We start from the raw sequence: 12326 nt of genomic DNA, 5'->3' as shown, positions 1-12326 counted from the left end.
CCTTCAAATAATTACGATTTGCTGTTGTTTAAGCTCTTCAAGAACTAACATTGGTACAGCGCCGGTACCAACATTGATAACCCCTGTATCACATTTGCGCACTAACCTTGCCCAAGCACCACTGTAACGATCTCTCATACCATATACGGCCAAAACCATGTCATTCTCGATTAATTCTCCCCTATCAGGCAGATAAACTTTTGACGCTGGGCTATAGCGCTGCACAAGCCAATCATCCTCAACACACGCTCTTTCTATTGCCTCCAACCATTGGGTTTGCCCGCTGTACTTACCAACCACAACATCACTCCCCTTACTAGAAGCTGATTTTTTCAATACGTAATCTTGACGGTGTAGCTTAACCTGTTCCAATTTGTCGATATGACGTTCTTGCAGTAACGAATTCAACCTAGCCGACCAAGGAATGTACCGCTCAATAAATGCAATATCCTCGTTACTTGCTTCACCGGAGTTCTTGTAGTCATGGAGCAAAGGCATCACTAACTTGTTACCAAAGACTTGGTGTAACGGAGAGTCAGGGAAAACCAGGTTTTTAGCTAAATAGGCTGACATCAATTGTGCATTTAACAATCCTACCTTTTGATTTTCCAATCGAGGAGTTACCGTAAATACGGTATCAACTTCACTTTCTTGGTAAAAAACTTTCCCCTGTGAAGAAAAATCAAGTTCTTGCCATTCGTGGAAAAAAATAAGACGCCCATGGTCATATCCACCTTTTTTGACCGAACCAAATACCTGCTCAAGTGCACTTTCAAAGCTAAGCCATTCTTCACTTCTTTCAGCTTCAGTTCCAATCAAAATAATGCCCGTTGCATTTTCTCGCTTCATTTCGAGAATACAGTCAATTAAACTGCGGAACATCTGAGGCGTAACTTGACGGTAATATAGTTCGGGCTCGCTTTGCTCTTCAAATTCAGCAATACGTGCTCTCACCCTTGGCTCTAACCAGTCAGCCTCCCAACCACCTATCACTGTACCTAAGTTAGCTTCCAGCATAGTTAATTGTTCGCCATCACAATGAATATCGAATCTAAACATTAGTTCGGCAGGATTGGGGGCGTAATCCCTCATCACGTCAAAAAGCAAAGGTGACTCATCCAGCAATTCAATAAAAGTCTGTTCATCAGGTAACATGCTCTGAATTGCTCGCAGTACAACGCCTGGGTAACCCAAAATAAGACCTTCGAAATCTAAAACTAACTTTTGAGACACAACTAATGGTAAGTAATGTAACTCCTCATGAAATCCCATAAACTTAGGTAAGCCATCCAAAGTAAACGGTAATACATGACCGGTATGAGTTCCTTTTCTTGTATAAAAATCGCTCATAGCTGCAAATGTTTCAGAATAAAGCATATTGGTAGCGCTTTTTTTTGCATCGCTTGCAGTATTGGATATTTTAGCAAGAGGACTTTTGTCTTCCAAAACTACAAATACACTAGCTCCTTGATGCGTATTAACGACACCATGCCTATGATTTACGTCTTCAGCTCGAACTTGTGCCCCTGCATAATGTCCTTCAACTGAAAATAATCCCCATACAGGTAAAAACTCTGAAACATTGGATAAGTAATCTGCACCAATTACGCTATCAGGTTCACAATACTCTTGCGCTATCCACTCTGGACTTCCCAAAAGTTGTAAGACCAGCTTTTGCCATTCTGCCTTATCACAAAATCGTCCAATATAGACATCAACACCATGAGAAGAATCTGTTTTTTTGAGGACAAACCGATCTTGATAACATAATAATAAATCTTTTATAGAGCAGGCTTTTCCGTCAAAACTAACCGCGGGACTATCTAGTTTTACAGTATATGGAATGCTGGAATCAACAAAGTCTCGAAGTAAATCAGGAAGGGAGTTTTTAACATCCTCCTCGTGAAATAGCGCCATCATTGCTTTATTACCGAGTAACTCAAACATAGGGCTATCAGCACTTATAACATACCCTTCAATTACCGCTCGGGTGATATTAAAAGCTAACTCAGGGTAAGCACTTAAATTAGGCATAACTAGCGCATTAAACGCCCTTCCTTGATAAGTTAATGTATTGTCTTGTTCAAATGTAATTTGATGTGGGTCAGTTCCAAAAAGAACCTCGCCTCCCAAGTAATCATTTTGCGACTGATACATCTGCTGTAGTTGTTGTTGAAATAACTCTTCTAAGTGAGGCTCCATTGGCTTAGAAACAAACAACACATTGCGACTTTTGTTTGCCAACGATAATCTTTCTATCGCCGCAGAAAAGTGATTAAAAAGATTTTTTAAGAAAGGCCTCGCAGCAAAATTACTCCTGTCGATTGGTAAGAGCTTTTCGACAGCGTCTAAAGTAGACGCCTCAAATAAATCTATTTCCCAGCCACCAATTGAACAACCAACATTTGCTTCTAACATCTTAACCGTACCATTACTGATAAGGGTGTCGTGTCTAATAAGCAAGTTATCATAATTCACTTCTTGCTCTGAAAATAGAGAAAGTAAGAATTGCCCTTGACCGAAGTAATCTTTCCAACTTTGCAAGTTTTCAACAAAACAATAGTCAACAACATGGCGTATTAACGACTCAAAGTTTTGTACGAATGTTTCAAACTTAGAAGTAGTGTTTTGATCAATCAACAAGGGCCAATGGCTTAATGGATATGTATTTAATCCACGCTGAGCAAATTCTGGAAAGCGACGCTCTGACAAAGCAGAAACTAACGGTGCCAATTTCGATTTATTTTGAACAAGTTGATCGGTTAATTGACCATAAGAAGCAGCAAGCTTATAGCTGTTTTCTCTTGCTGCAATATCAATTGAGTGATGTTCTCCAACTTCTTCGGTCTGACTATTTTGTTCCTCTAATACCGCAAATTCCAACGCCCCAGTTGCAGAGTTAATCACTCCGTTCCCTTCCTCAGTTGAGTCAATACTAGCTCTTACAAAAGCGCCACAATAACTATTTTCAAAGCCAAAAACCCCCCAAACCGGCGTATACTTAACCACTTTACAGGATTTATCGGCGGCTAAGAATTTGTCCGCCTCACAATATTCTTGTGCGACCCAATGTGCATTACCACAGAGTATTTCTATTAATTCTTGCCACAATTCTGGCTCAGTAAAACAACCTACATATACATCCTTACCAGCTAGAGAACTGGACTTTTTAATGACAAAATCCGAACGTCGTGCGCTCAAAAGTGATGCTAAATCGCTAATTCGTCCCCGAAACTCTACTTTTTCTTCATCCATTGTGACGGTAAAAGGTATATGCCTATCAACAAATTCACGCTCATTACTAGCCAGTTTTGCTTTTACTTGAGGTTTATGAGGTAAAGCGAGTAATGCTTTTTGACCGAGTATTTTATAAATAAAACTATCAGGAAAAACTAAATGTCCGCTAACCTCAGCGAGCGTTAGAGAAACACCAAGACTAGCACCAGCCATCAGCAATCCGTTAATCACCGTACCATTAAACCGGACTTCACCCTCTTCCCCAAAACTAATCCCCAGGCTTCCGCTGGTTAAAATAACCTCTCCAGCCACATAATCTGAACTATTAACGTAATATTCTTGTAATTGTTTACCAATCAGTCTTAGTAGATCCTGCGGAGGCTCTCGTTCAAAAACAAAAAGAATATTACCTGTATGGTAAGGTGTTTTAAGTCTTTTAATTTGTGTTGCCAAGCTATTAAAGAGCTTTTCAAATATCAAGGCTGCTGCAACAGAATCAGAATCAAGACCAGTCATCAAGTGCAATGCATCCGCCATTCGCCGTTCAATTAAACTCAATTCCCAACCACCAATCGCAGTGCCTGCATTGACTTCCAATAATTTGATCTCATTGCCACTTACCATCACATCATGCCTAACAAATAAATTGTAAGGGTCCAGTGTTGCCTCCTTGAGAATATTTAGAACTACAACGGGGAGTCCAGTGTTATCAGCAAACTTTTCGGCATCATCACCAAAATATAGCAAGAGTGACTTCCACAATATTGGACCAATTCCTTTTATGAATTTATCAAAGCGTTCTTCCCACTTCTGCGAGATAACTAATGGCCACGGACTTATCTCAAATAATTCTAATTCGGCCAGAGCAAATTTTGGAAAAGGTCGTTGTTCAACTTCAGTCGCTACTTTTACAGCTTTATTTTTATCTTTAGCAAGCTCTGCAACTAATTTTTCATGACTTCTTGAGTAAAAATGACACTCTTCTTTTTCGATATCTTGGTTATTCATAGTGATAAATTCTGTTTATTTTTATTTTCAACACACTTCGTATCGCCGTCAAAACTGACTGAGTACAAAACATCTTTTTATTTCTGTTAGATCACAGTTATACTGCTATATTCGCTCGCGTCACTCGTCAAATTTTGATAGAAAGTACGTTCATCTAATAGCGAGGCTATCGTTGTTATCCGACTATCAGCCAAAAAATCTGCTACCGAAAACTCGATAAAGTCAAAGTGCTGATTAATCTTTCGTACTAACCTAACCACATGCATAGAATTTCCACCCAGCGAGTAAAAGTCTGTTTCTACGCATACATTTTTATTGATTCCATCAAGTTCACTGCACCATAGAGAAACAAGTATTTTCTGAGTCTTTCCTTGAGCCAAAGTTGGTTCAACAATCATTTGCCTGCTGAAGCTTGGTAACGCCTTAATATCAATTTTTCCGTTACTGGTAAGCGGCATCTCATCGAAAACCTCAAATCTAGAAGGGACTAAATAGTCGGGCAGTATTTTTAGTAGCGCATTTCGTATATCAACAAGAGAAGCTATTTCGTTTAGCACTAAATATGCAGCAAGCTCTTGCTCTCGCCCGTTATCAAATGCACAAACGAAAGCTTGGTTAACCTCTGGCAATGAACACAGCGCCCCTTGAACCTCTGTTGGCTCAACTAAAGTCCCTCTAATTTTAATTTGGTTGTCAATTCGGCCTATATAATTCAGACGACCCGAGCCGTCTAAACGAACCAAATCTCCAGTCAAATAAAAGCGCTTCCCTTGATATGGATGCTGTTGACAAACAAAAAAACGTGTTGCAGATAACTCAGGTAAGTTGTGATAATCGTTTGTAACACTGACACCGCTGATTACTAGTTCTCCGATAGCTCCCATGGGTAACAATCGATTATTTTCGTCAACTACAGCATGGATATAATTGCTTAAACTTTTCCCTAAGGCTAAGCGGCATCGTTCACTAGCCTGACTGTCGACTCTGTTTATACAGGACCAAATTGTTGCCTCTGTTGGTCCATAGCAATTGAATAATGTACCACTTCGCTCAGACAGTAATTGCTGCAAATGTGTATCTAGAGCCTCACCACCTGTTAATAGAGTTAAACGCTTACCTCCTTGCCAGCCTGATTCTATCATTTGCCGCCACCTTGATGGGGTAGCTTGAATAACATCGACTTCATGTTGTTCGATATACTCTTTTAATAATAAAGGGTCAGCAGCTTGCTCATCACTAACGAGTACACAACGATCTGCTCTAATTAGAGGCGCTAGCCATTCTAGAAGTGAAATATCAAAAGAATTAGTAGTTAAGGCCAACCAAGTTTTCGCATTACCTAAGTCTAACGCCAATAACATTGCGTTTAAAAAGTTGTTTAAAGCACCGTAGTGTATCGGCACCCCTTTGGGGCTTCCTGTCGAGCCCGACGTATATAAAATATAGGCCGTTGCATCTGGATGAAATTGACGGATTGGCAGCGCTTTTGTTGTTGAAGCGACTAAATCATAATTCTCAATATCACGCACTTGTATCAAAGTCGAACACGACAACTTGCTCGCTCGAACTTCATCTTTGGTAATAATATGACTAATGCCACTGTCTTTAATAATGTAAGCTAATCGCGTGTCATTAAAATTTATTGGCAAAGGAACAAATGTTACCCCCAGTAGCATCGTGGCAAGCATACTACATTGCAACACTTGACCACGCGGTAACATAATCCCAACCACATCTCCTTGAGTGACACCAGCCGCTAAAATTGACTTTGCAAAGTGGGTGCACAGCTCACCCACTTGCTTATATGACATCACATCCTTTCCCATTACGAACGCTATACTTGTCGAATCAAAATTTTGATAAATTGCTGCAAGGAAGTTTTTCTCAGCATTTTGTACACGACTGCTTTTGTTCCACTGGACCAGTTTGCTTGAATCTAATCTGCTAAGTAAGTTTAACTCGTGTAGGCTGGCTTCTGGGGTTGACACAAAGGTATTTAGCAACAGTTCAAAACTATTCTGCCATTGCTTGATTGTAGTGCTATCGAATATAGCTTGGTTGTATAACCAACTAAGTTCTAACCCATCCGACATGGTGTTTACATGAAGTTCTAGATCATACTTCACAGCACTATGTTCATGCACTAATCGTTCACTGCATACTTCCCGTAATGTCATATTATCGAAACTATATTCTTGATAATTAAACATGATCTGAAATATAGGTGCATAGCTCGAATCATGAGCCGTGGCTAATTGTTCAACTAATTGCTCAAACGGTGTCGACTGGTGAGGTAAAGCGTCGAAGAGTTCAGACTGTATAGAGCTCATCCAATTCACAAGTGACTCATTGTGCTTAGCCTGAACTCGGATTGGCAGCATATTAATAAATACACCGTACACTTTTTGCAAGCTAGTATGCTCTCTACCTAGCACAGGAATACCGATAATAATATCTTGCTGGCGGCTGTATACCATCAGCAGATAACTATACAAACTAAACAGTATGCTAGAAAGAGTCAGCTTGTGCTGTTCACACAGTTTGATCAACTGTTTAGTTGTTTGGTCATCGACAAATGTACGCGAGCATCGTCCATCAATGCGAGTATTATTTAATCTTGGATTATCCAAGGGCAACCCATGCAAATTTGGCGCCCCTTCAAGCTTAGTTTGCCAAAAATCTATATCAATTTGATGCTTATTTTCGTTTTGCCACGTCGCAAAATCGCCATACTCTGGCGCTTCTAGCGGTAAATCACAATCACGCCTATTGCCACTAAGATTGCAGTCATAAATATCAGACAACTCTTTAAGCAAGAGATTAATCGAATAACCATCCAACGCAATATGATGAGAGGAAAGAAATAGGTAACTAGTACTAGCATCTTCTGTGAACAGATGGGCCCGCAACATGGTATCTGACTCTAAGTCAAACTTGCTATTTAACCTCTGGGCATAAAGATCATTTAGGACATCTTTCATATCGCCTGCGGGCAGTTTATCAACAACGAACTCAACGGAAGCATTATGTCTTACCAACTGATAAGGCAACTCATGATCTAGATGATAAGTCGTTCTCAATATTGCATTATTCTTAACCACATCTGCAAGTGCTTGTCTTAGTTTTGCAACGTTGAGAGCACCTGATAACCTATAGGAAATCACCATGTTATTCATCGTTTGATTACCAGCCATTTGCTCAGTGAACCAAATACGTTTTTGAGCCAACGAAAGTGGAGCGCGGTTTGAGTCAATGCGCTTGATTACAACTTGATGCTTTTTGACGCAGTTTTGTTGAAGAAGTGTTGACTGCTTTGGCAAAGTATCATGTGAAAACAATTGTACAAGTGTAAATTGTGTCGCAAAAGTCTCATTGATTAAAGCCAACATTCTCATTGCCAACAGCGAGCTACCACCTAATTCAAATAAGCTCTGATCAATAGGAATTGATTGGACACCTAACAAATCTTGCCATAGAGTCAACAACATCCGTTCGACTTCGTTTTTGGCAACAAACGCCTCAGTTAAACTTTCTACTTTAATATCAGGTAATTTGGTTTTATCTATTTTACCATTTTTGTTCAGCGGAAACTCTGCTAAAAAACAAAAATGTTGAGGCACCATATACATTGGTAATATTTTACTAATATGCTCAAATAGCAACTTATTATCAATAGGTTGTGCTGCGCAGTAATAAGCTACCAAAAACTTATGCTCTGATTGAACTTTAGCAACGACAAGCGCATCATTAATACTGGGATATTGAGTCAATACAGTTGAAATTTCATTAGTCTCTATTCTAAAACCGTTCAGTTTGATCTGCTCATCGATTCTGCCAACATAATGCAAAATACCGTCATCATCCAATCGCACGAGGTCACCAGTGCGATACCATTTCATAGATTCATTGTCGCTTGCTTTAAGAAAAAGAAACCTTTCATCTGTTAATTGAGAAAGGTTTCGGTAACCTCTGGCTACGCCACTACCTCCAAGGTAAAGTTCTCCTATATGTCCAACAGGTAGCTCCTTCCCTCTCTGATCTAATATAAGGGCACAACTACCACTAATGACTTTACCAATGGCGGGGGAAATGTGTACCTTTTCGGTATAAGCCATACAAGTTGAATATGTCGTATCCTCAGAGGGCCCATACAAATTTCGCACAGTCTGACTTGAGTTTTGTTCGAAGATATCGTTTACAAGAGCCATTGGCAATGGCTCCCCTGCAAGATTTATAGCAACGACAGATTTAGGGATATTTCTGTGCTCCAACCATACTTTCATCGCGGAGGGAACGGTGTTTATCATAGACACCACAGGACACGTACTTATCGCTTCCAGCGCGTTTTCGACTACATATATACAATTTCCCGACGACAAAGGGACGAACAACTCAAATGCAGATAAATCGAAACTTAACGAAGTACTTGCAAGGACACAACGAAGCTCACTCTTGCTAAACTCTTCTAAAGACCAATTAATCAAAGCCATTAAGTTCTTATGACAGATCTCCACCCCTTTTGGTATACCAGTCGAACCAGACGTATAAATTAAGTAAGCAAGATCGTTAGGTGAATAAGTTAAATTAAGATTCTCTCCATTCAATTCAACGACCTTTTCCGAACTTAACTCAACAATTTGATAATTAGACAAACGCGGAAAAGTAACTTGCTCACTCACAGCGACATGTTTCAAGCCACTGTCGTTAACAATTGACGCAAGACGATGCTCTGGAATTGAAGGGTCAAGAGCAACATAAGCAGCCCCTAGTTTAAAAATAGCCAATAAAATTGCGGGTAAGTCCTTATCTCTCGTTAAAGAAACACCGACTATATCTGCGCAAACCACTCCACTGTTTTGTAATACTCTTGCGTATTGATTAGCCTTTATATTCAACTCAACAAAGCTTACTTCATGTTGACTATCAAGTACGGCTATCTTATCTGGGGTCTGTAAAACTTGGTGTTCAAAAGCGCTAATAATTGAGTCTTGGCCTAACTTATTTGGCAAAAGTGAAGGTGTTGAAAGGTGACTTAACAACGCCCGCTCTTGTTCACCAAAAGTATCAAGCCTGTCAATTGACATAACAGGGTTGACTAATACCTGCTCCAATATTTTAACAATGCCGTCAAGTACACGCCTTGCTGCCAATTGCGAGAGCCATTTTAAGCTGTGATCGAGTTGCAACTCAACATAGTCGGTTGCACCGTATTCCCAAACATTGAGCATCGCTGGTGTTTGTTCGTGACTGTGTGACCAATACACAAGATCAGCTGTTTGCCCTTCGATTTCTATATCACTATCCAGATGCAGAAAATTAAATGCAACATCATACAAAGGTGCTCTCTGTGCGGAACGACTAATACAACTATAAATGTCGCCAATAGGAAATTTTGTATGACGAAAATTTCGCTTTATTTGCGATGATATCTCCACCGCGATTGACTTAAAACTATTCGTACCATCTAGGTTTAATCGTAAAGGGCTCATACTAGTAAAAACACCTAGTTTAGACTTTTGTTTATGACCACTACGATTATGAACGGGAACACCTATCGTTAATTCTTTTTTTCGATATGACAATATCCAATATAGTGCGTAAGCTGAAAGTAACAATTGCGGGAAAGCGATGTTTAATTCGGCTGCTGCCTTTTTCAATGCAACAACTTTTTCTTTCGGTAAAACGCTAATTTCCCTACGACTTGGAATGCAGTCCTCGCCTTCATAAGACACATTCAAATCTGGCGAAAAAAGTGGCTCAGTAGATAAATCCTTAAGGTTTTCTTGCCAATATGCTTTATCGTTTTGGTATTTCGTACTACTTACATATGACTTATCCAGTTCGACGATATCAGGCCAGCTGATTTCCAACTCAGGTGCACTTTTGCCAGCCAAGTCTTGATTATAATAAACACCAATCAACCTAGCGAGATTTGCAAATCCCCAGCCGTCGACCGCTATATGGTGAGCTAATGATACATAACGGTAATGTCGCTTGGCCATTTTTATCAAGAAAGAACGAAACAAAGGTTCGTCATGGATTTCAAATGGTGTTTGAAACTGTTTATCTAACCATAAATCAATTTCGCTCTCAGACTTATCACTAAAATCTACTATCGGTAAACTTGTATCACGCACTTTAGTTAAATATTGCCCTAAACCGCTTTCTTCTGACAGAATACGTATGCCAAACGCGTCGTGATTTCGTACCATCTGAGCATGCGCTCGTTGCACACGCTTTGGGTCTATATTTTTAAAACGAATAAAGCCACCAATATTATACAATGGGTTGGCAGGATATCTAAGCTGGGCAAAGTAAATATCTCGTTGGGTTGAAGTCAAGGCTATTTTATTTGGGATCATATGGATGTTCACACAAATTCCTCTTGTTTTTCTTCTGGCGCCTCGGTAGGAATAGTCACACTGGACTCGTCTCTGCGCAGCCCCCTTTCCATTACAATGACCTGATCGGCAAGGTCGAAGTATCTATCATCGTGACTTATTACTATCACAGCTTTTCCAGCCTCTCTTAATTCCTTTAGCAATTCATAATAAAAAAAGTGTTTAAAGTCAGGGTCCTGATCCGCCGCCCACTCATCAAACAGATACAAATCCTTTTCTTCTAAATAAGCCACTAGGAGTGCTAATCTTTTTCTTTGTCCATCCGATAGCTTAAGTGTAGAAAAGCGGCCATTTTCTATTGTCACTTTGTCTTGCAGCTTTAATTTGGTTAAATACTTCTGTACTTTGTCTTCATCTAATTTGTTACCTAAGCCATGCAGGCTTTGAAATAGGTAATAGTCTGAATAAATAGATGAAATACATTGCCGGTAACTATTAATATTATCTTTTGTTACTTCGACATCATCAAAGCTAATGCTGCCCGCTGTTGGTAAATAGTGCATGGTAAGCATTTTGCCTAATGTAGATTTCCCCGAACCATTACCACCCACGATAAAAGTAACCTGCCCTTTCTTGAGTTGAAGTGAAACAGGTCCAACAGAGAATGATGTATCCTCTTCCTGACTAGGATAAATAAAACGCAAGTTTTTAACTGTAATTGACTGCCAAGGTTTTATCGGCTCGACTGACTCATTAAACGCTTCTTCTGCTAATAGCTTTCGTAAATGTGTTATTTTTCGCAATGAAACTTTTGCCATAGACAACTCTGGAAAAGTATTTAAAATCGACCCGACAGGGCCGGTAACATATAACATTGCCATTATGACGCCAATCAGCTCTTCGCTACTAATATCACTGTAATTAACAAATACGAACGTAATGACTCCAATAACAAAAAAGCCAATAAGGTCACCATAGTTCATCGCGCTACGAACAATTGCCAAAGCTGTCTTTTGTGTTTTAATCAAGCCAGACTCTGCATCATTTAACTCAACTTGATGATAATGCTCTTTTCGACTTGTATTGAGCTTTAATTCCTTAGCGCCATAAATTAAGCCTCGAATGCCCTCATGCAGATCATCAACCCTCTCTCTGGCTTTGATAAAGTAATTACGCCCAATTAACATTGGAATTTGATAAGTTAATGCACCAAATAGAATAGCCGCCAACACAAAACCAAAGGCTTCAGCATTTAATAGCAACAAAAAACTCAGCATACTAACAATAGTAACCATTGAAATAATCAAATCAGGCAACACTTTCACGCCTCTCATTATGTCTTCAACGTCCTTAGTGATTGTCGCTAGCAGCTTAGGCGAACCAACATTTTCTAAATTAATTAACGAAGCTTTTGCTATATTTTGATAAATGTCTTTGCGCAGATCAGAAGTCACATCAAGCGCTAACCTTGTTAACGTTATTTGGGAAAATGTTCTAGCAAAAAATATAAATAAGCAAATAATCAAGAACGCAGTGGCAAAACTCTGGTTAGCTACTTCAATACCGAATACGATAGCATTAGCTGTATCTTCGGCAACAAAACGACTATCTCCAGTGATACTGTTTAACACTATAGGGATAAGCAAGCTGTACGCAACACCAGCTAATGAACCAAAAACTATCGCAGCAAACAGTTTGTTTGGCGACCTATGGATAAATGCATCAAATAATTTCATTAAC

At 39.5% G+C, this 12326-nt stretch carries 3 protein-coding genes; all 3 read right to left on the bottom strand.

What is annotated here, in order from left to right; translation table 11 throughout:
• Nucleotides 1-3: 3 nt before the first annotated feature.
• A complete protein-coding gene (locus EXT47_RS23035; protein ID WP_130127682.1) occupies nt 4-4245 on the bottom strand; it encodes a hypothetical protein in 4242 nt (1413 codons plus the stop codon).
• A gap of 86 nt (nt 4246-4331) precedes the next feature.
• Nucleotides 4332-10619, bottom strand: a complete 6288-nt coding sequence (locus EXT47_RS23030; RefSeq protein WP_130127681.1) for a non-ribosomal peptide synthetase — start codon at nt 10617-10619, stop codon at nt 4332-4334.
• On the bottom strand, nt 10616-12322 hold the full coding sequence (locus EXT47_RS23025; RefSeq protein ID WP_039496669.1) for a cyclic peptide export ABC transporter: 1707 nt from the start codon (nt 12320-12322) through the stop codon (nt 10616-10618). The genes EXT47_RS23030 and EXT47_RS23025 overlap by 4 nt, the downstream gene beginning before the upstream one ends.
• Nucleotides 12323-12326 lie beyond the last annotated feature (4 nt).

The sequence above is a fragment of the Pseudoalteromonas sp. CO342X genome (assembly GCF_004208915.1).
GTDB lineage: Bacteria > Pseudomonadota > Gammaproteobacteria > Enterobacterales > Alteromonadaceae > Pseudoalteromonas > Pseudoalteromonas maricaloris.
The sequence above is the reverse complement of the archived record's forward strand: the minus strand, read 5'-3'. Positions and strand labels throughout refer to the sequence as shown.

What these genes read in the sequence shown, in the direction of transcription:
- EXT47_RS23035 (WP_130127682.1), bottom strand. Translation starts at nt 4,245, where the DNA reads ATGAATAACCAAGATATCGAAAAAGAAGAGTGTCATTTTTACTCAAGA.
- EXT47_RS23025 (WP_039496669.1), bottom strand. Translation starts at nt 12,322, where the DNA reads ATGAAATTATTTGATGCATTTATCCATAGGTCGCCAAACAAACTGTTT.